Origin of the sequence: Paucimonas lemoignei, from assembly GCF_004342585.1 — a bacterium.
Lineage (GTDB): Bacteria > Pseudomonadota > Gammaproteobacteria > Burkholderiales > Burkholderiaceae_D > Paucimonas > Paucimonas lemoignei.
The window spans coordinates 378,393-402,560 of sequence record NZ_SLZQ01000003.1 but is presented as its reverse complement, the minus strand read 5'-3'; the positions used below and the strand labels follow the sequence as shown (position 1 = coordinate 402,560).

Annotated in this window: 24 protein-coding genes; 14 read left to right on the top strand and 10 right to left on the bottom strand. The window is 57.5% G+C overall.

Features of this window, described 5'->3' with window-relative positions; translation table 11 throughout:
* From EDC30_RS19585 to EDC30_RS07200, 6 genes are all read left to right on the top strand, one after another.
* A partial coding sequence (locus EDC30_RS19585) for a hypothetical protein (protein ID WP_207907225.1) occupies nt 1-195 on the top strand: 195 nt, incomplete at its 5' end.
* Nucleotides 185-874, top strand: a complete 690-nt coding sequence (locus EDC30_RS07220; RefSeq protein ID WP_132258138.1) for a VIT1/CCC1 transporter family protein — start codon at nt 185-187, stop codon at nt 872-874. The genes EDC30_RS19585 and EDC30_RS07220, both read left to right, overlap by 11 nt.
* Nucleotides 875-989: 115 nt before the next feature.
* Nucleotides 990-1,229 (top strand): hypothetical protein, encoded by a 240-nt coding sequence (locus EDC30_RS07215; protein ID WP_132258137.1) that lies wholly within the window; start codon nt 990-992, stop codon nt 1,227-1,229.
* Between the two features lie 219 nt (nt 1,230-1,448).
* Nucleotides 1,449-2,018 (top strand): YdeI/OmpD-associated family protein, encoded by a 570-nt coding sequence (locus EDC30_RS07210; RefSeq protein ID WP_132258136.1) that lies wholly within the window; start codon nt 1,449-1,451, stop codon nt 2,016-2,018.
* A gap of 105 nt (nt 2,019-2,123) precedes the next feature.
* On the top strand, nt 2,124-2,546 hold the full coding sequence (locus EDC30_RS07205) for a VOC family protein (protein ID WP_132258135.1): 423 nt from the start codon (nt 2,124-2,126) through the stop codon (nt 2,544-2,546).
* A gap of 156 nt (nt 2,547-2,702) precedes the next feature.
* Nucleotides 2,703-3,059, top strand: coding sequence for a hypothetical protein (locus EDC30_RS07200; protein WP_132258134.1), 357 nt, complete (start codon nt 2,703-2,705; stop codon nt 3,057-3,059).
* Between the two features lie 61 nt (nt 3,060-3,120).
* Here the strand turns inward: EDC30_RS07200 and EDC30_RS07195 are convergent, their stop codons facing one another.
* Together EDC30_RS07195 and EDC30_RS07190 are read right to left on the bottom strand one after the other, a co-directional pair.
* A complete protein-coding gene (locus tag EDC30_RS07195; protein WP_132258133.1) occupies nt 3,121-3,714 on the bottom strand; it encodes a nitroreductase family protein in 594 nt (197 codons plus the stop codon).
* Between the two features lie 157 nt (nt 3,715-3,871).
* Nucleotides 3,872-4,579: a dioxygenase family protein gene (locus tag EDC30_RS07190; RefSeq protein ID WP_132258132.1), complete on the bottom strand. Its 708-nt coding sequence runs from the start codon at nt 4,577-4,579 to the stop codon at nt 3,872-3,874.
* Between the two features lie 197 nt (nt 4,580-4,776).
* Here EDC30_RS07190 and EDC30_RS07185 point away from each other — a divergent pair, with 197 nt between their 5' ends.
* From EDC30_RS07185 to EDC30_RS07175, 3 genes are all read left to right on the top strand, one after another.
* Nucleotides 4,777-4,980 carry a hypothetical protein gene (locus tag EDC30_RS07185; RefSeq protein WP_132258131.1) on the top strand — a complete coding sequence of 68 codons (204 nt, stop codon included), beginning with the start codon at nt 4,777-4,779 and terminating at the stop codon, nt 4,978-4,980.
* Between the two features lie 96 nt (nt 4,981-5,076).
* On the top strand, nt 5,077-5,553 hold the full coding sequence (locus tag EDC30_RS07180; RefSeq protein WP_132258130.1) for a chemotaxis protein CheW: 477 nt from the start codon (nt 5,077-5,079) through the stop codon (nt 5,551-5,553).
* A 223-nt stretch (nt 5,554-5,776) separates the two neighbouring features.
* The gene (locus EDC30_RS07175) at nt 5,777-7,477 is read left to right on the top strand and encodes a methyl-accepting chemotaxis protein (protein ID WP_132258129.1); all 1,701 of its coding nucleotides are present in this window, start codon (nt 5,777-5,779) and stop codon (nt 7,475-7,477) included.
* Nucleotides 7,478-7,574: 97 nt separating this feature from the next.
* Here the strand turns inward: EDC30_RS07175 and EDC30_RS07170 are convergent, their stop codons facing one another.
* On the bottom strand, nt 7,575-8,342 hold the full coding sequence (locus tag EDC30_RS07170; RefSeq protein WP_132258128.1) for a sulfite exporter TauE/SafE family protein: 768 nt from the start codon (nt 8,340-8,342) through the stop codon (nt 7,575-7,577).
* 88 nt (nt 8,343-8,430) lie between these two features.
* On the opposite strand from EDC30_RS07170, the gene EDC30_RS07165 reads away from it, so the two are divergent.
* On the top strand, nt 8,431-9,315 hold the full coding sequence (locus tag EDC30_RS07165) for a LysR family transcriptional regulator (protein ID WP_132258163.1): 885 nt from the start codon (nt 8,431-8,433) through the stop codon (nt 9,313-9,315).
* A 10-nt stretch (nt 9,316-9,325) separates the two neighbouring features.
* Entirely contained in the window at nt 9,326-9,502 is a 177-nt protein-coding gene (locus tag EDC30_RS07160; RefSeq protein WP_132258127.1) for an SDR family NAD(P)-dependent oxidoreductase, read from the top strand.
* On the opposite strand, the gene EDC30_RS07155 is transcribed toward EDC30_RS07160, so the two are convergent.
* The 4 genes from EDC30_RS07155 to EDC30_RS07140 all read right to left on the bottom strand — a co-directional run bounded on the left by EDC30_RS07155 (nt 9,453) and on the right by EDC30_RS07140 (nt 12,490).
* Nucleotides 9,453-9,683, bottom strand: coding sequence for a hypothetical protein (locus EDC30_RS07155; protein WP_132258126.1), 231 nt, complete (start codon nt 9,681-9,683; stop codon nt 9,453-9,455). The two genes, EDC30_RS07160 and EDC30_RS07155, sit on opposite strands and share 50 nt — an antisense overlap.
* A gap of 893 nt (nt 9,684-10,576) precedes the next feature.
* Nucleotides 10,577-10,753, bottom strand: a complete 177-nt coding sequence (locus tag EDC30_RS07150) for a CsbD family protein (RefSeq protein ID WP_132258072.1) — start codon at nt 10,751-10,753, stop codon at nt 10,577-10,579.
* Between the two features lie 806 nt (nt 10,754-11,559).
* Nucleotides 11,560-12,042: a DUF4440 domain-containing protein gene (locus EDC30_RS07145; RefSeq protein WP_132258125.1), complete on the bottom strand. Its 483-nt coding sequence runs from the start codon at nt 12,040-12,042 to the stop codon at nt 11,560-11,562.
* A 214-nt stretch (nt 12,043-12,256) separates the two neighbouring features.
* Nucleotides 12,257-12,490 carry a hypothetical protein gene (locus tag EDC30_RS07140; protein ID WP_132258124.1) on the bottom strand — a complete coding sequence of 78 codons (234 nt, stop codon included), beginning with the start codon at nt 12,488-12,490 and terminating at the stop codon, nt 12,257-12,259.
* A 343-nt stretch (nt 12,491-12,833) separates the two neighbouring features.
* Between EDC30_RS07140 and EDC30_RS07135 the strand changes: the two genes are divergently transcribed.
* Nucleotides 12,834-15,038, top strand: a complete 2,205-nt coding sequence (locus EDC30_RS07135; protein ID WP_132258123.1) for an OsmC domain/YcaO domain-containing protein — start codon at nt 12,834-12,836, stop codon at nt 15,036-15,038.
* A 9-nt stretch (nt 15,039-15,047) separates the two neighbouring features.
* Here the strand turns inward: EDC30_RS07135 and EDC30_RS07130 are convergent, their stop codons facing one another.
* Nucleotides 15,048-15,836 (bottom strand): alpha/beta fold hydrolase, encoded by a 789-nt coding sequence (locus tag EDC30_RS07130; RefSeq protein ID WP_132258122.1) that lies wholly within the window; start codon nt 15,834-15,836, stop codon nt 15,048-15,050.
* 345 nt (nt 15,837-16,181) lie between these two features.
* On the opposite strand from EDC30_RS07130, the gene acnB reads away from it, so the two are divergent.
* Nucleotides 16,182-18,767, top strand: a complete 2,586-nt coding sequence (gene acnB, locus EDC30_RS07125) for a bifunctional aconitate hydratase 2/2-methylisocitrate dehydratase (protein ID WP_132258121.1) — start codon at nt 16,182-16,184, stop codon at nt 18,765-18,767.
* Nucleotides 18,768-19,014: 247 nt separating this feature from the next.
* On the opposite strand, the gene uvrA is transcribed toward acnB, so the two are convergent.
* Nucleotides 19,015-21,582 carry an excinuclease ABC subunit UvrA gene (uvrA, locus tag EDC30_RS07120; RefSeq protein WP_132258120.1) on the bottom strand — a complete coding sequence of 856 codons (2,568 nt, stop codon included), beginning with the start codon at nt 21,580-21,582 and terminating at the stop codon, nt 19,015-19,017.
* Nucleotides 21,583-21,999: 417 nt separating this feature from the next.
* Nucleotides 22,000-23,157, bottom strand: coding sequence for an extracellular catalytic domain type 1 short-chain-length polyhydroxyalkanoate depolymerase (locus tag EDC30_RS07115; RefSeq protein WP_207907224.1), 1,158 nt, complete (start codon nt 23,155-23,157; stop codon nt 22,000-22,002).
* 542 nt (nt 23,158-23,699) lie between these two features.
* Here EDC30_RS07115 and EDC30_RS07110 point away from each other — a divergent pair.
* Entirely contained in the window at nt 23,700-24,164 is a 465-nt protein-coding gene (locus EDC30_RS07110; RefSeq protein ID WP_132258118.1) for a YaiI/YqxD family protein, read from the top strand.
* The last annotated feature ends 4 nt before the right edge of the window (nt 24,165-24,168 follow it).

The following is a 24,168-nucleotide window of genomic DNA, read 5'->3' as shown; positions in this document are numbered from 1 at the left end:
TTGTTCATGACTTCCTCCCTCATTCAGATTGTTCTCGAACCTCAATCTTGGCACGTCGATGCCGTACCGAGTGGGGGAAGTCCCTTTTATTCGCTGAACCCGGAAACGCGCAACCTTGCCGCTTCGCGGCAAGGTTGCGGGCCAGTTAGTTCGGCGGTAGGCGTCGCAACAATCCTTGCAACCTATGAGACATAACGAAAGACATATGACGCACCGCACAGGTTGGCTACGAGCCTCTGTGCTTGGTGCAAATGACGGGATCGTCTCCACGGCAAGCCTGGTCTTGGGTGTGGCTGCCACAGGTGCTAGCACCAAGGCCATTCTTGTTGCCGGCGTTGCCAGCCTCGTTGCTGGCGCCATGTCAATGGCTGCGGGCGAGTATGTCTCGGTCAGCTCGCAAGCCGACACCGAGGGCGCAGACCTGGCCCGTGAAGCGACGGAGCTCGCTGAAGATCCAAAGCAGGAGCATGCAGAGCTAACTGCCATCTATGTCAAGCGCGGCCTTGACAAAGATTTGGCGGCAAGGGTTGCAAGCCAACTGATGACGCATGACGCGCTTGCTGCGCATGCGCGCGACGAGCTCGGAATATCGGACACGTTGGCAGCCAAGCCTGTGCAAGCCGCGCTCGCTTCGGCTGCGACTTTTACCGCGGGCGCGTCCTTGCCATTGCTAATGGCTCTCTTGCTTCCTGCTTCCGCGCTCATGTGGGGCGTTGCGGGCAGCTCACTGTTCTTTCTTGCGTTCTTGGGCCTGGTTGCCGCCTGGGCAGGCGGTTCTCCTTTGCTCGTATCCGCAACGCGTGTGACGTTCTGGGGAGCGTTGGCAATGGGATTAACCGCAGGCGTTGGCGCACTCTTTGGAGTGGCTGCGTGAAGAGCATGCCTGCTTGGCCAGCGAAGCCTGCCCCTTCGCTGCACATCGACGCGCTACGACCGGCTTCGCCCTCCTCCGCGCGTGGGTGAGTTCATACGTTGGAGAGACCATACAAATGCAAATCGTTCCTGGCTTGTTCATGCTCGTGCTGAGCCTCGGCATGCTTGCCGTTGCCATACAAGGGGCTTATCGAGGATGGCTGCCCAATGGTCCGAACGGGTTTAAGCAAGGCGAAGGTGTTTCCCGCCAAGGCAATCCAATCGGGTTCTGGCTTGTCTTCTGCCTGTACGTCGGTAGCGGCATCTACGGGGCGTTTTATGCTTTGCGTCTCCTGTCTGGTCACGCGGCTGCATAGCTTCTTGCAAGATCCATAGGAGCGGCATGGGAAGCCACATCGAACTGCACGCCATGCTTCGCAAGGCCCAAACTCGGGAAAGCTCGCTCAGGACTTCGGCATCGGTTTTCCTTGATTCCGCCGCCGCTCGGTATGGCTGCCGGCTTAACTCTTCCTTCACCTGTCCCGGCGAATCGGCACAGTCCTCTTAAGAAGCGCGCTACGACACATAAAGATGCCATGAGCGATCCGATACTGACATTCACAAGCCAAGCAGAGTGGGAATCTTGGCTTGAGAAAAATGGAAGTGCCATTACCGGCGTGTGGCTTCGACTTTCCAAAAAATCTGCCGAGAAGCAGGCAGTCTCCTATGCTGAAGCGGTTGAAAGTGCTCTCTGTCATGGATGGATCGATGGACAGAAGCAAGCGGAAAGCGAACGCTATTGGCTTCAACGCTTCACGCCTAGAGCCGCCAAAAGCATCTGGTCCAAAATCAACAAGGCAAAAGCAGAAGCGCTGATCGCCGCTGGGAGAATGCGTCCGGCTGGTCTGCTTGCAATTGATCGGGCCAGGCAAGACGGGCGCTGGGATGCGGCATATTCATCAGCCGGTACCTCAACCATCCCGGACGATTTGCAACAAGCCCTTGATGCTAATCTGCAGGCCAAGGCATTCTTTGCAACGCTCAACAGCCATAACCGGTATGCCATTTTGTTCAGGATTCAAAATGTCAAAAAGGCAGAAACTCGCATCAAAAAGATCGCGCAATTCATCGAAATGTTAAACAATGGCGAAAAGCTTTACCCATAGCGCTGACGGCCTGACGTGTCGCTCAAAACGGGTCGACAAACTTGCCGTTTCGCGGCCGCCCGACGACCCTGCCAGTTCACTGTTATGCATAAGAGGCAAAGACGAATGAAGCCACGTATTTCCGTAATCACCTTAGGCGTAGATGACCTTAATCGTGCCGTTCAGTTTTACCGCGATGGTCTGGGTTTGGCGACAGATGGCGTAATCGGTAAAGAGTTCGAATACGGCGCGGTCACGTTCTTTGATTTGCAGGCTGGCTTGAAGCTGGCGCTTTGGCCCCGTAAGAGCATTGCGCATGACACCGGCCTTCCGCAAAGCGTGCCGAGTTCAACGGAGTTCACGCTTGGTCATAACGTGGCATCAAAGGCTGAAGTGGATGCCCTAATGAAGCAGGCCGAGAATGCCGGCGCCGTAGTCGTTAAACCTGCGCAAGACACATTCTGGGGCGGGTATGCGGGGTACTTTCAAGACCCGGATGGGCATGTATGGGAAGTGGTCTGGAATCCGCAGTTGTTGCCGCAGGATTAAGTTGTCACTCACTACGCAACCCGAACAGACAATGACAGCCGCTGCTGCATAGCTCTGCCGCCTACATATTATTCCGCCGTTACATGTGATAATCGATAGCCACGGTTTTACCGCAATATTCACCTCGAGAATTGAATGTCAAAAGTTTATATCTATGTGAGCGATGCCGATATCAACGTAAGTTATGCGGTCATCGATCTGGAAACCCTGCCAGCGCCGACGCTGAATGAACTGGTTTTATCCCAGCCAAACCAAGACATTGATATCGTTGACTATCTGAGTTCGGATCAGGCGCGAGCAATTCGCATCGTTAAAAATATCTACGCACACGCCATCGACAAAGAAGCCAGGGAATTCCTGCTGCATCTGGCGCGGTTCTGCGGCAATGCACCGGCATCCGCCACCGGAAAAAGCGATTGGGTGATGATGATTTCTAACGAAAAGGCCAATATGGTAAGGGTCACGCCCGAGCATGCTGCTCAGGCATTCAAGAACGTGCTCGGCTTGCAGTAATAGGCGTGCTTAAGAATATGCGTTGAGGCCAACCGCATGGCTCAAGAATTCGCGGCCATGTTCAGGAAGGCGCCTTGATCTCGCCGGTGAAGTGACCTTTGAACACCATCTCGGCCAAGGGTTGGCGCTGTGACGGCACTTCGCGTTTTTGCAGCGATTCGGACAGCGTCGAGACATCGCCCTGATAGCCGATGGCGACGGCGGCCTCGACCTTCAGATTCTCGGGCAATTTCAACACGACCGGCACCTTCTCGAATTCAATGCCTGCCATGCCGTGGGCGATCAGGCCCATGGCATGTGCCTGCAGCGCCAGGGACATGAAGGCCGAGCCGGCGTCGAAGCTATGGGTGATGTTCTGACGCGAACCGTCGAACGAGGTTACCGAGGTGATGAATATCAGCGCGCCGGCATTCTTGGCCCAGCCTTCGTTGAACGGCACCAGTAGGCTCAGCAGCGTGTCGAATTCCGGCTCGCCGCGTACGCCATAGAAAAAACGCCACGGCTGAAGGTTGGAGGCCGACGGCGCCCACCTTGCGGCTTCCAGCACAGTCAAGACCTGTTGTTCCGTCACAGGCCGATCAGAAAAGGCGCGCGGTGACCAGCGATCGAGGAATTGCTTGTCGATCGGATATTCAGAAGTACGTGCATTACTCATTGGGCTCACTCCGTTTAACCTAACTTTTAAAACTGGTTAGACCCGATTCTAGGGCAAATCAGTGATACCTGTTTTCACGGACGACGAGACCCCGAAAAGCGCTAAAGGAAGCAACGCGCAATGCAAGCTTTTTAAATCAATGCGCTTACCTATCTACTTACGCTGCCGGCGTTTTTCCAAGCACGATGTCAAAGCGCGCGGCGAGTTCTCCCGGAAATTCTGTGCTAGGCAGGAACGGGATCATCACGGATTCGCGCTGTTGAGGGTCAAGGATGCCGCGCACGATGTCATCGTACTCGTTGAGGGGGTGGCCTTGAATATAGAGCTGCGTGGTGAGCAGTTCGTTTCCACCCTTGAGCAACTTGACGTGGATATGCGGCGTGCGTCCGGGATACGGCACGGGCTTGATCGTGCGGAAACGGTATTCGCCATTCTCGCCAGTCTCGAATCGTCCAAAGCCCTGAAAATTGGCATCGTTTTGGGTGTTGGCATCGGCGGTATGAATGTACTTGCCATTGTGGTCGACTTGCCAGATTTCGATTTTAACGCCGCGCAATGGCGTGCCGTCCAGATCGAGAATACGTCCCGTCAAATGGGTAATTTCACCGGCTGCCGGCATGTTGTGGTCGGTAACGATGATCAAATCGTTGTCCTGGTCAAGCGGCAGGCGATCGGGATAAAACGGACCTTCGATCTGTGCCGGCGTCGTGACCAGGCTCTGTGCAAAGCCGCGTGTCGCGCTGCACGCCACGGCGCCGAGCAGCAAGCCGTTCAGCAAGAGCCGGCGCTTGATGTCATGTCGATTGTCAGCGGCATGGGGTGACAGCTGGTTCCAACCGGGCGTGTCTGATTTGGCTTCAGGCATGGCAGTTTCCCCTTCGTCAAGTCAATAGTCTCCTTGAGAGTGGGAGAGTGGCGAAAGGTGCCGGGAAGCCGGAATGAATCAAATGTTCTGTGTAGATTGCAACGCGCCGGACTACCGCGCTTGGCTTGCGCTCATTGCGTGATCAGACGGGAGCATATATTTTCCCGGTAATTATGGCGCGCAATGGCGCATCACTCATGGCGAGCCATGCCTGCCAGGCGCTGGCGCAGGAGACGGAGACCAGGCGTCATGCGGCGGTTCATCCAAAACAAATTGATGTCACCCATAAGGCCATGCAGCCATCGATGGATGGCATCAACTGGGCGAAGAAAGTCGTCGTGCGCGCAGCTTCCTGTTTGCTTCTTGCTTCACACTTTCTGCGACGAACATCGGAGAATTAAATATTGCCGTGCGGAAATAAAGTGATTAAAATCCACGCCGACAGGAAAATCCGATGGCTATCGGTATATTCCTACAGTGCAAATTAAGGAGCAGCAGTGAGCGTAGTTGCAGCAACCGGGGTGGATAACGAGTATCTTGCCTTTACGTTAGGCGAGGAAGAATACGGAATTGCCATCCTTAAGGTGCAGGAAATCCGCGGGTATGAGACGGTCACGCGGATCGCGAATGCGCCTGACTTCATCAAGGGCGTCGTCAATCTGCGCGGCATTATCGTGCCGATCATCGATATGCGTATCAAGTTAAACCTTGGCACGCCAACCTACGACCAGTTCACCGTGGTCATTATTCTCAATCTGCGTGGACGCGAGGTCGGCATGGTGGTCGACAGCGTGTCGGATGTGATTTCCCTGTCGCCGGAGCAGGTCCGGCCGGCGCCGGAAATGGGCACGGCCATGAACACTGATCACTTGATCGGCCTGGGCACGCTCGATCAACGCATGGTGATTCTCGTGGATATCGACAAACTCATGTCGAGTACGGAAATGGGCTTGATCGAGAAGATTCATGCCTGAATCGAACAAGCCGTATCCCGCATCTGCAATCTGGTAGCAGGGAGCAGGGCCATCAAATGGCGCGCTCAGCTGAACATCACCATAAATTCTCTAGCCCGCTCGATCGCTTGCCTGGGAAAACTCCCATGTCCATGCCTGCGCACCTGTTAAGGGTCGCCGCGTCTGTGCTCCAGAACGGCGCCCGTGTCGGGCTTCGGAAAAACTTCACCATTACGAAACTGTTATGAAGAACTGGAAAATCGGATCACGCCTGGCGGCAGGATTTGCTTTGGTATTGGCGCTGGCAATTCTAATGACGGGGATCGGGTTGTGGCGGCTTCACATCGTCGCCGAAGCCACGGCGCAGATGGCGGATGTGCCGTTATCGAAAGAGCGCTGGATTAGCGACTGGTATCGATTCGTCTATAGTGGCGTGCGCCGTACCACCGCCATCGTCAAGAGCACCGATTCATCTCTCGGCGCCTTCTTTGCCGCGGACGCTGAAGCTTCGACAAAGAATTCGGGCGAGCTCCAAAAGAAAATCGAACCGCTCCTGACCACGGAACAGGAAAAAGCGCTATGGCAGGAAATCATGGAGCAGCGCAAACTCTACTTGTCGACCCGCGCTGCGGCAGTCAAGGCCAAGGCTGACGGTAACCTGGAAGAATCCCAGCGCATCCTCGAGAACGAGTACTTGCCGGCCTCGGACAAGTATCTGGATATCATCCAGCAGTTGCAGTCGATGCAGCGGGAAAGCATTAACGCTACGGCCGCCCGGATCCAGGAAACCTACACGGCGAGCAAGACGCTTCTGATCGCGCTCGGTATGCTCGCCCTGACGTTTGGCATTGTGGTCAGCATGTGGCTAACACGCAGCATCACCAAGCCGTTGGCACGCGCGGTCGACATCGCGCGCGCTGTCGCCAGTGGTAACCTCACCAGCGACATCGCAGCTACGTCGCGCGACGAAACCGGTCAGCTGTTGCAGGCATTGAAAGACATGAATGTGGCATTGGTGAAAATGATCACCGATGTCCGCCACGGTATCGAGACGATCGCCACGGCCTCCACCGAGATCGCCGCCGGCAACCAGGATCTCTCTTCCCGCACCGAACAGCAGGCCGGCTCGCTGGAAGAAACCGCCTCGTCGATGGAAGAGCTGACGAGCACAGTCAGGCAGAATGCCGACAACGCGCGCCAGGCCAACTCTATGGCGGAAAGCGCTTCGACTGTCGCCGGCAAGGGCGGCGCCGTCATCGCCCAGGTCGTCGACACCATGGGTGAGATCAACAATTCCGCTAGAAAGATCGTCGATATCATCGGCGTCATCGACGGGATTGCATTTCAGACCAACATTCTTGCTTTGAACGCCGCGGTGGAAGCCGCGCGTGCGGGCGAGCAGGGGCGCGGGTTTGCCGTCGTGGCCAGCGAAGTGAGGACGCTTGCGCAACGGTCTGCCAGCGCGGCCAAGGAAATCAAGGCGCTGATCGATACTTCGGTCGAGAAGGTGGACACGGGCAGCCGGCTGGTCAACGAAGCAGGCATGACGATGTGTGACATCGTCGAAAGTGTGAAGCGCGTCACGGACATCATGGCCGAGATCACCGCCGCCAGCCAGGAGCAGACTGCCGGCATCGAGCAGGTGAACCAGGCGATCGGCCAAATGGATCAGGTCACGCAGCAGAATGCCGCGCTGGTGGAAGAAGCGGCAGCCGCTGCGCAACAGATGCAGGATCAAGCCACGTCCCTGGCCCAGGCCGTGAGCGTGTTTCGGCTCAACGAAAGCAGTGCGCCTGCATTAATCGCGGCGCCTCAAGCACGTCGTGCCGCTCCGCCTGCGGCGCAAACAAAGCCCCGCAGCAATCTGGTCAGCCAAGCGGCGCCGCGGCCGGCGCTGCCGCGAATCCCGGCCGTCACCGTGAAGGATGACTGGGAAGAGTTTTGATTTCTGCTGCTGAGCCTTAAGCAGATGCGGTTGCCTGACCCGCCTGCCGCCAGTCATTGCGTCTTGCAGTCCGGGCCTTGAGTCATTCCCTATGCTGTCAGTGATGCAGCAGCGTGGGCGCGTAGGTTTTTACAAAGAACGCCAGCATGATGCCGGACGTGGCAAGCAGCGTCACTGCACGAATGATCCGGGGCGATGCGCGTCGCCCGATGTGCGCGCCACCGTATCCGCCGATGACTGCGCCAGCCAGCATGGTGAGCGTCTCGGGCCAGCTGACGGCATTGGACACGATGAAGATGACGATCGCCACGACATTGGCTGCACTGACCAGCAGCGTGCGCGGCGCGTTGAGAAGCTTCAGGTCGCAGTTGTCGAGCAGCCCCCACATCGCAATCATCATGATCCCGACCGCGCCGCCGAAGTAGCCGCCATAGATGCCAAGCGCGAACTGGATAGCCAGCACCGCATGCGCATGAATGTGCCAGCGTGCGCGCAATGCCACGCCAATACGCCTTCCGAACGCCAGCGCAACCGACGCCACCAGCAGCAGCCAAGGCAGCACGAAGGTGAACGCCGCCGATGACGTCTGCAGCAACAGTAATGCCCCAACCAAGCCGCCGCATAGCGTCGTCACCAGCAATGCACGTAATGACACGTCGCCTACCGGACGCAATCCATCCCGATATGCCCAGGCGCTGGCCAGGCCGCCTGGAAACAGCGCGACCGTGCTGGACGTGTTCGCTTGAACCGGAGGCACGCCAGCCGCGATCAGTGCCGGCAAACTGACGAATGAGCCACCTCCGGCCAGCGCATTCATCGCGCCGGCCACTACGCCTGCGGTAAAGACTATGTTCATCGATTCCATGAAACGATATTAGTCTTCGGGATACGCTTACGCAATCTGGCAATTCCGGTGCTAGACTTCGGAGGAACCGAACGTAGGAGAGTTGATCATGCGCTTCGACCTGACCGATTTGCGGCTTTTCCTGACCGTCGTGGAGTGCGGCAGCCTGACGCAGGCGGCACGCGAGATACATCTGGCGCTGGCATCGGTCAGTGAACGCATTGCTGGCATGGAAGCGGCTCTGGGCGCGCCGTTATTGGAGCGTAACCGTCGCGGCGTGCGGCCCACTGCAGCAGGCGAGGCCTTGGTCCGGCATGCCCGTTCGATCCTGGGCCAGGTCGAACAGATGCGCGGGGAATTGCGCACCTACGCCACGGGACTGAAGGGCCGCATCAGCTTGTTGTCCAACACCGCGGCCATGGCGGCGTTGTTGCCGCCGCAGCTTTGCCACTTCCTGACAATCCATCGCGACCTGTCGATCGACCTGGAAGAGCGGCCCAGTGCGGACATCGTCCAGGCGCTGGTAGACCGGCGCGCCGATATGGGCATTGTCGCGGACATCACGGATCTCGGGCCGCTGCAGACGCACTTGATTGCCAGTGACCAGCTCGTCGTCGTTTCGAGCCATTCGCATCCCTTGGCCCGACAATCGCGCATTGCCTTTGCCGAACTCCTCGGCGAGCCGATCGTAGGCATGGCGGACACGGCGCTCGAAACGTATCTCGGGGAGCGTGCAGCGCGTCTCGGCCGCCAGCTCGACTACCGCATCCAGCTGCGCAACGTCGAACATGTGGCCATGTGCGTGGAAGCCGGCATCGGCATTTCCATCCTCTCCGATGCGATGGCCAGAACGCTGACGCGCGACTTGGCGATCATGCCGCTGTCGGAAGCCTGGGCCACGCGTCGGCTCTACCTCTGCGCGCGCGATTTTTCCACACTGACGCCGCACGCTCACCTGCTTGCGCAACAACTGCTGCAACGCGAGTCGCAATAGCCCTTGCGCCATGGTGGCGACCAACCCGCTTGGCCCGATACGGCTGACGGCTGCCTTGCTTCCGCATTTGATGCAGCAATCGCGCGCGGCCATTGTGAATGTGTCGTCCGGCCTGGCTTTTCTGCCATTCTTTGCCATCATGGGAAGGTCAGGTCCAAACCGAGCATGCCGGCAACGACGAAGGTGACGAGCCCCAGGCCCAGGAGCACTAGCACGAAGACTGCGACCACCTTGCCGCCCGCGCGTAGCACCGCACGCTTCTCCTCCTCCTTCTCTTTATCGTAATGCCACTTGATGGCAAAGAACATGCCCGTGCCGAACACGAGAACCTTGAACGTAACGAAGACTACAGGGACCCAATCCATCATGTTGAGTATTTCCAGGCTATTTACTTGGCACTAGCTATCGTGTGAGCACTACCTCAAAACGCTGCTTCAGCAGCTTCATTTTTTGTTCAAACCTTCGAAGCCTCGCCTGAGTGTTTTGCTCATTAAGATCGGTTGCCATTTCGGGCTAGCGGCGTGATTTGCTGAATGCAGATGAGAGAGGAGAAAACATCAGCGACTGCCGTGCAAGGATGGTGTTGCCACACATTCTGAGGCATTCTACTTAAAAGCAGTTTCCATACACTGAGACAAATTGTCCCAGTTGAAAATCACGCTAGATCAAGATTTGCCAATCTGCTTGCGCGGCGGCCGAGTCACTCAGCGCTGCTGTGGTTTTCACTGTTCAGGAAACCCTGTGCTGCCTTCGGGAGGTTTCTCAATGTGGTCGCGCCTTGGGTTGCTGCCGCGGTTTTATTTATCGTGAGATCACGCGTGAAATTGAAAAGACTGGAAGAAAGCTACGTTAGCCGTGCAGCATAACGTCCGCTTGGGAGAAGGAAGGGACAGCTGGAAAAGATGAAATCCGGCCCCCGCCGCGATTTCACTCACTTCTGGGGAGGCCGGTGCTAGCTAAAAATAATCGTTCCGGACGATGAGGCATGTCGTGATGTGCGCTCCACCTGTCAGCTATCTCTGTGCCGATACTGTCCACGCACCTTACTCGGTACTACCTTATATTCACCACTGATTCAGCGTATGGGGAAAGACAACCGGCTTAATGCAAGAAGAAATAAAGAAGCACGAGCACGATTGCCGGGACGCCTAGCAACCAGGCCAGAAAATATTTACCCATTTTTACCTCCTCCGGAATGTAAGTAGGAAAAGCTGGCAATTGTCTGCCCGCTTGCCATTAATGGCATTAATGGCGCACCGTATCAATGCGACTTCTTGATCATATCTTTGGCGTCGCCAAAGGCTTTCTGGGTCTTTCCTTCCGCCTGTTTCTCCAAACCTTTTGCTTGCTGTGTTTTGCTGTCGACAAGCTTGCCGGCTTGTTCCTGGACTTTGCCTGCAACGTCTTTTGCCGTTCCTTTGACTTGATCGCGATTCATGTGAGGGCTCCATGAGAAGTTGAGAATTACATAAATAAGGAGCGCAAAATAAATTAAATCGTTCAGTCCATTGCCGCTTGTATTTGATTTTTCGTAATGGTGGGTGTGGGGCGACTTCAAAACTGGCGCTGTCCGCGTACGCTCCAGTCCGCGAGAACCGGCGTTGCGTAAGGCGCGTCGCAGGTACACGCGTCATGGCTTTTTCCGTGACGGGTGAGCGGGAATTGCGCCAATTGTTTGAGGCATAGGGGCGATCACGCCTCTAGACCGGCCTACTCGCCAACATCCGCTCACGGCCAGAAGCAGCCTGCGCTTGAAAAACATGGCGGCCGCACACATGAAACCTGTACGAGATGGAATTTCGAGATGCCTGTAGAGTCTTGCAATTGGAGCGCATCTTGGCAGGCAAGGAATCATCCGTCAGTGTTCAGTGAGGCAGATTTTCCATCCCGAAGATGGATTGCCCATCCGAGGAGAACCTCATCCGTATGGCCTTGCAGGGTGTGCCCGACGTTAGCTCACCGTGCTCCTCGACCCTATGGTTGCGATCATCACGGTCATCGTCCTCAATGGCGCGCGCCGTATCCTGCAGCTTCGATAGGCAGGGCTCAGCCTCATGTAATTCATCATATGACTGATCGGGTTAGCAGCGGACGTTGGCGAAAGTCTGCTTCTGACCCGCAGCTATCCTTTCAAGCTGGGCCAGAGCAAGCACTTAATGCCGGCTTCATCAATTCTGCCTCATACAGAAGGTCGTTCGCCCATGGCGACGCCTGGACGAGCCTGGAGTCGGCGGCTGTGCCGTTCTACTTCTTCTCGGGCATGGCGGAGGAGTGATGGCTTGTGATTAGCCATTGCGATCCATCCCAGGCGTACGTGTAGGTATAACGGGCTTTTACTGTTTCGCCCGTTTTCCCGAATGTGAATGTATATAGTCCGGCATCGACAGCAGAATTACATCCCAGGAAAATAGTGCGCATATCGATTTTGCCGAATGGACGATTCTCTAAAAAGTGATGAAAGTAATCTTCTTTCTCGATGGGCGTGAGGCGGGGCTGGTTTGATACCGTGGGAAGGAGAACCGACCGTTCCGCATAGTTGGCGACGACTTTGTGCGGATCACCTGTTTGCAGAGAGTTGTTCCATCGATCAAATAGCACTGCGATTTCCTGGTCTGAGGAGGCTTTGCAGCTTGCCGGGGTGGCTGCCTGAGCATTCACCGGCGAGTTGTAGTTGGTCGCGCATCCGGCGAGCACGATCAGCAAGATGCCAATCCCAATCGGCTTCATGTCCATCTCCTCGCGTTTTTTCCAAGACTGTGGTAACGGCCTGATACGCACGAAAATTCTACCGACTGGCAAATCTATTCTTTAGAAATGGGAGGCGCTCTGCATTTCTCCTGCAAGTCTAGTTGTTTCCGCAGCTTGGACACCCGATTGCATCAAATGCCATGCCGCGCCAATTCAGCGGTGTCATCGCTTTGGCGCGGCATCAGCCGGCATGCTAGTGAGTGGGATCGAGTTCAAGCAGAGCAGGAGCAGCCGCGCTGGCGGCGAACAGGTGGGGCAACGACGGAACGCGGTACGCCTGAGCTGTCTGGGGCGTGTTGTTCATGCTGAGGCTTGCGAGCGGTGCGGGGACATGCGTCGGATCCAGTTCGGCGAGATAGCCGATATGGCCCTCGACACCGATCCAGCCTGATAGCATGTTGGCAAAATCTTCTTCACGGTACGACATTTCATTTTTCCAGAGAGGTTCACACATCCGTATGTCGATGTAACAACGGATACCAGCGGCTGCCGGATCCAGGCACGGCGACATTCGACATACTTCCTTCGTGTGATTCTTCCTGTGGGCAACAGTTCCTTTGGGAACGATGACATTTCAAGCTTTTGGCTAACTGTCAATGCCTTACGCCACATTTGCGAGCGATCAACGGCGACTTTTGCTGGCGGCAGGATGACGTGACCAAGCCAATTTATTGCCGTTCTCTTTTAGCAGTGTTCGGCGAAGCACTTATCGGCGTGGTGGCGGATAATAGCGGCCACATCACTTTCAGCACCATTTTTGGAATCCTCCCATGGAAATTAAGGTCAACTTTCTCGATAAGCTACGTCTTGAAGCCAAGTTCGATGACTTCACGGTAGTGGCCGACCAGCCTATCCGCTATAAAGGCGACGGCTCGGCGCCCGGCCCATTCGATTACTTTCTGGCTTCATCGGCCTTATGTGCGGCTTACTTTGTAAAGTTGTACTGCAATACTCGCAATATTCCGACCGAGCATATCCGCCTGTCGCAGAACAATATTGTTGATCCGGAAAACCGATACCAGCAGATTTTCAAGATTCAGGTGGAGTTACCGACGGATATCTCCGAATCAGACCGCCGCGGTATCTTGCGTTCCATCGAACGGTGCACGGTCAAAAAAGTGGTGCAGGCCGGCCCCGAGTTCGTGATTGAAGAAGTCGAGAATTTGGATGCCGATGCGCAGGCCTTGCTGACCTTGAAGCCGGCTGCTGACGCCAGCACCTATATCCTTGGCAAGGATCTGCCGTTGGAGCAAACCATCGCCAATATGTCAGGTGTGTTGGCGGGCTTAGGCATCAAGATTGAAATCGCTTCGTGGCGCAATATCGTTCCCAACGTGTGGTCCTTGCATATTCGCGATGCGCACTCGCCGATGTGTTTCACCAATGGCAAGGGCGCAACCAAGGAAAGCGCCTTGGCGTCGGCGTTGGGGGAGTATATCGAGCGGCTGAACAACAACCATTTCTACGCCGGGTCGTTTTGGGGTGAAGACATCGCCAATGCGGCGTTTGTGCATTACCCGAACGAGCGCTGGTTCAAACCTGGCCCTGACGATGCGCTGCCGGCTGAAATTCTGGATGAATACTGCCTGCCGATTTACGATCCCGATGGCGAGTTACGCGCCTCGCACCTGATCGATACCAACTCGGGCAATGTCGAGCGCGGTATCTGTTCGCTCCCCTTTGTGCGGCGGTCGGATGGCGAGGTGGTGTATTTTCCGACCAACCTGGTCGAGAACCTCTACGTCAGCAATGGCATGAGCGCCGGTAATACGCTGAGTGAGGCGCAAGTGCAATGCCTGTCCGAGATTTTCGAACGCGCGGTCAAGCGCGAAATTCTGGAAGGCGAGCTGGCACTGCCGGACGTGCCGCACGAGGTGCTGGCGAAATACCCTGGCATTGTGGCCGGGATTCAGGGCCTCGAAGAACAAGGTTTTCCGGTGCTGGTGAAGGATGCCTCGCTGGGTGGAACCTATCCGGTGATGTGCGTCACCTTGATGAACCCGCGCACTGGCGGGGTCTTTGCCTCGTTCGGCGCGCACCCAAGCTTCGAGGTGGCGCTGGAACGCAGTCTCACGGAATTGCTGCAGGGGCGCAGTTTTGAAGGCCTGAACGATTTACCTAAGCCCACCTTTGCAAGCGAAGCCGTGACCGAGCCATACAACTTTGTCGAACACTTCATTGATTCCAGCGGGGTGGTGTCGTGGCGCTTTTTCAGTGCCAAAGCGGATTTCGATTTTGTTGAGTGGGATTTTTCTGGCCGCGGTGAAAATTCCAATGCCGAGGAAGCTGCAAGCTTGTTCGGCATTCTCGAAGAGATGGGCAAGGAAGCATACGTGACGGTGTATGACCAGCTAGGCGCCACTGCCTGCCGGATTCTGGTGCCCGGCTATTCGGAAATTTATCCGGTCGAAGATCTAATCTGGGACAACACCAACAAGGCGCTATTGTTCCGCGCCGATATCCTGAACTTGCATCGGCTTGACGACGCCAGCCTGTCCGCGCTGCTTGAGCGTCTGGAGAACAATGAACTCGATGAATACGGTGATATCGCCACATTGATCGGTATCGAGTTTGACGAGAATACGGACTGGGGGCAGCTGACAGTGCTTGAGTTGAAGCTGCTGATTCGTCTCGCCTTGCGGCAGTTGGAGGAGGCGCACGAGCTGGTAGGCGCCTTCCTGCAATACAACGACAACACGCTCGAGCGCGGACTGTTTTATCAAGCCTTGAACGTGGTGCTGGAAGTACTGCTCGATGACGAGCTCGAACTGGACGACTACGTGGGCAATTTCCGCCGGATGTTTGGCGATGCGCGCATGGACGCAGTGCTGGGCTCAGTGGATGGCAGCGTGCGCTTCTTTGGCTTGACGCCAACCAGTATGAAACTGGAAGGACTCGACCGGCACCAGCGCCTGCTCGACAGCTACAAGAAGTTGCATAGGGCGCGAGCTAAGGCGGCGGCGGCTGGTAGTTAAGGTACGGAGTCATGGCCGGTGCGATGACGCTGCAAGCGGATGCGCAGCGATAAACTCGTCGACCAGCCGGCAAGTCTCGTCCAGATATTCATCGATGAAGCCGTGGCGGGCGCCGTCGATGATGGCCACCTGCGCATGCGGGATCGCGTTTGCCAGGATCTGCGCATTCGCCGTTGGATTGACGCGGTCGTCCGAGCCATGCAGGATCAGAGTGGGGCAGGCGATGCTTGGCAGCTGCTCCCATACGTCATGGTTTTCACTGGCCATGAAATGCAGTTTTTTTGCATAGTCGGGCGTGGCGGCAGTCGGCAGTGAAAACGGGTGTTGCGCCAAGTAGGCGGGGTTGTAAAACACCTCGGCCATGCCGGCGGTATCGCCGTTGACGAATAGCGCCGATACCCGGGGTTCGCGCGCGACGCCGTGGCGGTTGCCGGGCGAGGTCGCGCCCAATACCAGGCTGGCCACGCGTGCGCGGTGCTTGATCGCCAGCCACTGACAGACACGGCCGCCCATCGAATAGCCGAATACATGCGCGCGTTCAAAGCCGGCCACATCCAGCACGGTGATGGCATCGTCGGCAAACATTTCGGTGGTGTAGGGCGGCGCTTCCGGCTTGTCGCTGTCGCCGGTGCCGCGGTAGTCATACCGGATCACGGTGCAGCGGCTGGCGATGGCGGCGGAGAATTGATCCCACAAGTGCCGGTCGAAGCCCTGTCCGCTAATCAGTAGTAACGGCTCGCCAGTTCCTTGCACATCATAGGCAATGCGGGCGCCGTCGACGGCGGTGGCAAAAGGCATGTCATTCTCCTGCGGCAGCTTAAATTCGTGTCATGGAATATAACACCGAGTCGACGTGGTTGCGGCAGAGGCGGCAGGGACGGCGTGAGCGATGACCGGCCTGTTCTGCATGCGTCGCACCAACTTGACAATGCCTCGGTCAAACCTTCGGATGTCGCACAAAAAGTACAATCTTCCCTTACTTATAGCCAAGATTTCTGCGGTTTTTGCTTTAACTCTTATATAAGACATAAGACATTTGACGTTGCAAGGCATCAAGAATAGAATCTTGGGTTAAGCACTGTCCGGAATAGCCTCGGCGTGCCTAAAAAATAACCCCAGAAACGCCATACCAGAAGGTCTCCCATGCTTGAAAATTATCGCGCTCACGTGGCCGCACGCGCCGCGCTCGGTATTCCTCCCCTGCCGTTGACGGCCCAGCAGACCGCCGAGCTGGTGGAATTGCTGACGAATCCGCCTGCCGGCGAAGAGCAGACTCTGCTCGACCTGATCACCCATCGCGTACCTGCTGGCGTGGACGAAGCTGCCCGCGTGAAGGCTGGCTTCCTGGCCGCCGTCGCTAAAGGTGAGACCGCTTGCGCGCTGATCTCGCGCGCTCGCGCCACCGAACTGCTCGGCACCATGCTGGGCGGTTACAACATCGAGCCGCTGATCTCGCTGCTGGCCGACGCCGAAGTGGGCGCCGTGGCTGCCGACGCGCTGAAGAAAACCCTGCTGATGTTCGACCAGTTCCACGACGTCAAGGAACTGGCAGAAAAGGGCAACGCCAACGCCAAGGCTGTGATGCAAAGCTGGGCCGATGCCGAATGGTTCACCAGCCGTCCGGAAGTGCCGCAAAGCCTGACCATCACCGTTTTCAAGGTAACTGGCGAAACCAACACCGACGACCTGTCGCCGGCCCCGGACGCCACCACCCGCCCGGACATCCCGCTGCACGCGCTGGCGATGCTCAAGAACACCCGTCCCGGCATCACCCCGGAAGAAGACGGCAAGCGCGGCCCGGTCAAGTTTATCGAATCGCTGAAGGAAAAGGGCAACCTGGTCGCCTACGTGGGTGACGTGGTCGGTACCGGTTCTTCGCGTAAGTCGGCTACCAACTCGGTGCTGTGGTTCACCGGTGAAGACATCCCGTTCGTGCCGAACAAGCGCTTCGGCGGCGTTTGCCTGGGCGGCAAGATCGCGCCGATTTTCTACAACACGATGGAAGACGCCGGCGCACTGCCCATCGAACTCGACGTGTCGAAGATGGAAATGGGCGACGTGGTCGAACTGCGTCCGTACGAAGGCAAGGCCCTGAAGAATGGCGAAGTGATCGCCGAATTCCAGGTCAAGTCCGAAGTGCTGTTCGACGAAGTGCGCGCCGGTGGCCGTATTCCCCTGATCATCGGCCGTGGCCTGACCGCCAAGGCGCGTGAAGCGTTGGGCCTGGCGCCGTCGACCCTGTTCCGCCTGCCAGCGCAGCCGGCCAACAGCGGCAAGGGCTTCTCGCTGGCCCAGAAGATGGTCGGCCGCGCCTGCGGTCTGCCGGAAGGCCAGGGCGTGCGCCCGGGCACCTACTGCGAACCGAAGATGACTTCGGTCGGCTCGCAAGACACCACCGGCCCGATGACCCGCGACGAATTGAAGGACCTGGCTTGCCTGGGCTTCTCGGCTGACCTCGTCATGCAGTCGTTCTGCCACACCGCTGCTTATCCGAAGCCGGTGGACGTCAAGACTCACCAGACCCTGCCGAACTTCATCAGCAACCGTGGCGGCATCGCGCTGCGCCCGGGCGACGGCGTGATCCACTCGTGGCTGAACCGCATGCTGTTGCCCGACACCGTCGGCACCGGCGGCGACTCGCACACCCGCTTCCCGATCGGCATCAGCTTCCCGGCCGGTTCGGGCCTGGTCGCCTTTGCCGCCGCCACCGGCACCATGCCGCTGGACATGCCGGAATCGGTGCTGGTCCGCTTCAAGGGCAAGATGCAGCCGGGCGTGACCCTGCGTGACCTGGTCAATGCCATCCCGCTGTACGCCATCAAGCAAGGCATGCTGACGGTTGCCAAGCAGGGCAAGAAGAATATCTTCTCCGGCCGTATCCTGGAAATCGAAGGCCTGCCTGACCTGAAGGTTGAGCAAGCGTTCGAATTGTCGGATGCTTCCGCCGAGCGTTCCGCCGCCGGTTGCACGGTCCACCTGAACAAGGAACCGATCATCGAATACCTCAACAGCAACATCACGCTGCTGAAGTGGATGATCGCCCAGGGCTACCAGGATCCGCGCAGCCTGCAGCGCCGTATCAAGGCGATGGAACAGTGGCTGGCCAAGCCGGAACTGCTGCAGCCGGATGCCGACGCCGAATACGCCGCCGTCATCGAGATCGACCTGGCCGACATTCACGAGCCGATCGTGGCCTGCCCGAACGATCCGGACGATGTGAAGACCCTGTCCGACGTGGCCGGCGCCAAGATCGACGAAGTGTTCATCGGCTCCTGCATGACCAACATCGGTCACTTCCGTGCCGCCTCGAAGCTGTTGGAAGGCAAGCGCGACATCCCGGTCAAGCTGTGGGTTGCTCCGCCGACCAAGATGGACCAGAAGCAGCTGACCGAGGAAGGCCACTATGGCGTCTTCGGTACCGCTGGTGCGCGTACCGAAATGCCGGGCTGCTCGCTGTGCATGGGTAACCAGGCACAGGTGCGTGAAGGCGCGACCGTTATGTCGACCTCGACCCGTAACTTCCCGAACCGTCTGGGCAAGAACACCAACGTGTACCTTGGCTCGGCGGAACTGGCAGCGATCTGCTCGCGTCTGGGCAAGATCCCGACCAAGGAAGAGTACATGGCCGATATGGGCGTGCTCACCGCTAACAGCGACAAGGTCTACCAGTACATGAACTTCGACCAGATCGAAGACTTCAAGGAAGTGGCCGACACCGTGCAGATGTAAGTGGTTTGCCGGGCTACGGCGTGATGTTCCTGCTTTAGGCTCGCGTCGTAGTACCACGTAAATAGCGCCGCAGATTGAATGTCTGCGGCGCTATTTTTTTGTACAGTGTTGGAGGAAGGAGCCGAGATGCCGCCGCTCGTGAGCCGGGGTGGAAAAGTCTGGATGATTCTGTCGCGGGCTAAAGCAGCATTCAGCGTTAAGCAGCGCTCAGCGTTAAGCAGCGCGCAGCATTACTCAGTACTCAACACTAATCAGCGCTCAGCAAAAACTCCTTCAGGAAGGGCGCTGTGCGGCTCGCCTTGTTCCGCACGATCTCTTGCGGCGCGCCTGACGCAACAATCTTGCCGCCTTCATCGCCCGCGCCCGGGCCGACGTCGATCACCCAATCGCTTGCCGCCAGTACGCGCATGTCGTGCTCGACGACGATGACGGTATTGCCGGCTTCAACCAATTTATTGAGCTGGAGGACCAGCTTGTCGACGTCGGAAGGATGTAGCCCGGTAGTCGGCTCATCCAGGATATAGAGCGTGTTGCCGCGCGTGGTGCGTTGCAGCTCGGTCGCCAGCTTGATGCGCTGCGCCTCGCCGCCGGAAAGCTCGGTGGCAGGTTGGCCCAGACGCAGGTAACCAAGCCCGACTTCACGCAGCACGCCCAGGGAACGCTGGATAGCTGGCTCATCGACGAAAAACTCATGAGCGGCATCGACCGTCATGGCCAGCACATCCGCGATGTTCCTGTCCTTGTATTTGATCTCCAGCGTCTTGGCATTGAAGCGGGTACCCTTACAGACCGGGCACGGCGCATAGACGCTCGGAAGGAAAAGCAGCTCGACCATGACGAAGCCTTCGCCCTCGCAATTGCCGCAGCGTCCCTTGGCGACATTGAAGGAAAACCGCCCGGCGTCGTAGTGGCGTGCCTTGGCGGCGCGTGTCGACGCGAAGAGCTTGCGGACATGGTCGAACAAGCCAGTGTAGGTGGCAAGATTGGAGCGCGGCGTGCGCCCGATGGGTTTCTGATCTACCGTTACCAGGCGCTTGATGCTTTCCATGCCCGCCGTGATGCGGCCGCCCAGGGTGGCGGGTGTGTCATGTTCGATCGACTCCCCCTGTTCGGCTTCCGCAACCAGCTCTTGTCCCAGCGCCTTGGATACCAGCTCAACCAGCACTTGGCTTACCAGGCTGGATTTGCCCGAGCCAGACACGCCGCTCACGCTGGTCAGTACACCTAGAGGAAAGGCGGCAGTGAGGTTGTCGAGATTGTTGCGCGTGACGCCTGCCACTTGCAGCCAGCCTTGCGGCGAACGGCTGGGTTGCTTGGCAAAGATGTCCGCTTCTTTGTCCGGGAATAGATAGCGCCGGGTATGCGATTCTGCGACCTCAGACAGCCCCTGCGGCGGGCCGCTGTACAAAATGCGTCCACCATGCTCGCCGGCTTCGGGGCCGACATCGACAATCCAGTCGGCATGCCGGATCACGCCCAGCGCATGTTCGACCACAAACAGGGAATTGCCCGCTTGCTTTAACCGATCCAGCGCTGCCAGCAGCGCCTGCGTGTCGGCGGGATGCAAGCCGGCTGAAGGCTCGTCAAGGACGTAGACCACGCCGAACAGGTTGGAGTGAACTTGCGTGGCCAGCCGCAGCCGCTGCAATTCGCCGGGCGACAAGGTCGGTGTGCTGCGTTCCAGCGTCAGGTAACCCAGTCCCAATGACAGCAGTACCGACAAGCGGTTGGACAGGTCTTCCGCAATGCGCTGGGTGACGATCGCTTTCTCGGGATTTTTTGCCGCCAGCTTGTCCCAGTCCGGCGTGTTCTCCTGCGCATAGGGATGCAGTAGCGTTGCCAGGTGTTTCAAGGGCAGCCTGGAAAGCTCGGTGATATCGTAGCCGGCAAACGTGACGGCAAGCGACTCGGGGCGCAGCCGCTTGCCCTGGCAAAGCGTGCATTCCTTGCCGACCATATACTGCGACACCCGCTTTTTCATGGCCGGGCTTTCCGTATTGGCGAAGGTATCCAGCACATACTTGCGCGCGCTGGTAAAGGTGCCCTGATAGCTGGGCGTTTCCTTGCGCTTCAGGGCGTGGCGCACTTCATCGAGAGTAAATCCCGCATAGACCGGCACCACCGGCTGCTCTTCGGTAAACAGAATCCACTTGCGGTCTTTCTTGGGCAAGTCGCGCCAGGGAATGTCGATGTCATAGCCAAGCGTGGTCAGGATATCGCGCAGGTTCTGTCCATGCCATGCCGGCGGCCAGGCAGCGATCGCCCGTTCCCGGATTGTCTTGCTATCGTCCGGCACCATGGATTGTTCGGTGACTTCATACACCCGTCCTAGGCCATGGCAGGTGGGGCAGGCGCCTTCGGGCGTATTCGGCGAAAACGATTCCGCATACAGGATGTCCTGGCCCTTAGGATAATTGCCGGCACGCGAGTACAGCATGCGCAAGGAATTGGATAGCGTCGTGATGCTGCCGACCGATGAGCGGGTCGTGGGAGCGCCGCGCTGTTGTTGCAGGGCGATGGCGGGAGGCAGCCCTTCGATGCTGTCCACTTCCGGCACCGACATTTGATGAAACAGGCGGCGGGCATAAGGCGACACCGATTCCAGATAGCGCCGCTGCGCTTCGGCGTAGAGCGTGCCGAACGCCAGCGAGGATTTGCCCGAGCCCGATATGCCGGTAAACACCACGAGCGCGTTACGCGGAATGTCGAGGTGCACATCTTTCAGATTGTGCTCCCGCGCGCCGCGAACCTGAACGAAGCCTTCTATTTGCTTCTCCGAAGTTCCATGTGAATGCAAGTCGGTTTTTTTGCGCATCCGCTTTCCCCAGTGATTAGCCTACAAGGACGTGGCAGAGTGGATACGACAATCTGCGCACAGCCGCCAAGCCTGGCCGCTTGCTATTGAGCCATTGGCAAACATTCACTAATTTGAACTTCAGAAAGAGAAAATAGTTCGATTTCGCCGTTTGCTGCGCGGCAGGGCGACAGCATCAACAATTGCAGCAGACGATGATTAACGGTCCCGGAGCATGGATGCTGGACGCTGAACGCAGCGACGCTGTCGTCAACTTTTGGCGAATTCGAGAAATACTTCCGCCAGGAAGCTTTTGCGTGGTCGTAGGGGAAAAGAAGGGGACAAGCAGACCGCCCGAATTGATCAGGCGGTCCGCTGCCCGGCTCACGATCTTCGTGGAAGAACGCGAGCCGGCAAGGAAGTAAAACGCTACTTCACTTAGATGGGACTGCAGTTTGCTTTATCAGTCCAGCCGCTAAGCGATGGGCAGTAATACAGGGGGATGGTGGTAACGTAGCCATAACGCGCGCCCAGCACATTGTATTGGGTCACATTGATGCGGCCCGCAACATAATGGTTGGTGACGGTGGCGCTGGTTGTTTGCGTATAGCCTTGCGTTGCCGTGGTCGTCGTCGTGGTGGCTGCCGTTGTGGTGGTGACGTTGCCCGACGTCGTGGTCGTAGTCGTGCCGCCTCCACCGATGATGCCGAAGAATTGGCCGATGTAGTAGCTCGAGCAAACGTTCACATCCAGGATATACGCGCCGGCCGTGCCACACTGGTTGGCGCCGGTGCCGGGGTCGACAGGCGTGCCATGGCCCATGCCGGTAATGGTGTAAGTCTCGACCAATGGCGTGCCGTTAGCGCTCTTATAAACCTTGTGCGGGAAGCCGCCGACGGTATCGCTGACGTCCGGCGTTTGATCGATGCCATGGTAGTTGGTGAACTGTTCCACGGTTTCGTTCTGGTTTGCCGGCGCCACCGTGTAGTCGGAAGAGCCATGCCAGATCGAGATCTTAGGCTTCGGACCGTTATAGCCGCTATAGCCGCCACGTGCCAGGTCGCCCCACGCAGCCGGAGTCTTGTCCACGCCCGGGCTCATGCAGGTGAAGGCGCTGGTCATGGAAGTCGCGCACTTGTATGGGCCGCCCGCAATGGGCGCCGCGCCGGCAAAGACGTCAGGGTAAGTTGCCGCCATGACGGTTGTCATGAACGCGCCGGCCGACAAGCCCGTCACATAGACGCGGCTCGGGTCGATGCTATGGTTGGCCTTCATGTTGTCGACCATTTGCTTGATCGACAGCGCTTCGCCCTGGCCGCGCGTAATGTCGCCCGGCTCGAACCAGTTGAAGCACTTGTTGGAATTGTTGCCGCTCTGCTGCTGGGGATAGACCACATAGAATTTATGTGTGTTTCCCAATGCAGACCAGCCGGATGCCTCATAAGCGGCGGCAGTCTGCGTACAGCCATGCAATGCCACCACCAGAGGCGCATTGGCAGGCATACCCGATGGCACATGCTTGAACATCTGCAGGTTGCCGGGGTTGGTGCCGAAGTTGGATACCTGCGTCAATGCGTACACTGACGAAGAGCTCACAGCCAATATTATCGGCGCTGCGAATAACAAACTTTTTCTCAACAAGGTGGAACGTGAATTGGCTTTCTTGATTTGCTTTGCAAGCATAGGTCTCTCTCCAATATAGCCAGGATGGCGTGGTTAGAAAAAACGGCTTTTCGCTCTTGTTATGATGTGCGAGCTCGCGTTACGATGGCAGCATTGTGTTAGCCAACTGAGCCCGGAATGGATAAGATGAATTCGCGTGAAGGTCGTAAAGCCAACGCTTAATCCACCGGCATGAAATGAAGTTTGATTGTCTCCATTGCAAGAACTTTGTATCGCTATGCGAATCGATGCGTTTGAGATTGGCATCGAAGTTCATTGCTGTTTTTTTGTGCAGCTAGTTCCATGAAAAATATATTACTCAAATCTTAGGCCAAGCTTAAGGAGCGATGTCAATCGACTGGTCATTCGGCCAGTGCCGAGCAGGCCAAACCAATCGATGTCGCACTTTGTGCGACACATCCTACAGACGGCTTCCGGTTACAATCAGTCATCCTGCTGATTTCATCGAATTCGCCATGCACATCTGGGTCGACGCCGACGCCTGTCCCTCCGTCATTAAAGACATTTTGTTCCGCGTAGCAGACCGCCTGCAGCTCAACGTCACGCTGGTTGCCAACCAGCTGATGCGCGTGCCGGGCTCGCGTTTCATCCGCGCGCTCCAGGTCCCGGCCGGCGCGGATGCGGCCGACGCCGAGATCGTTGCGCGCGTCAGTCCTGGCGACATCGTCGTGACCGGCGATATTCCCCTGGCTTCGCTGGTGCTGGAAAAGGGTGGGCTGCCGCTCAATCCACGCGGCGAGTGGTACACCAAGGACACCATCGCCCAGCAACTGACGATGCGGGCCTTCATGGAAGAGCTGCGCGGCAGTGGCGTCGATACCGGCGGCCCGGCAGCGTTCAGTCAAGCCGATCGCCAGAACTTCGCCAATGCGCTCGACCGCGAACTCGCGCGTAGAAGAAATCACTCAGGCCCACGCTAAGCGC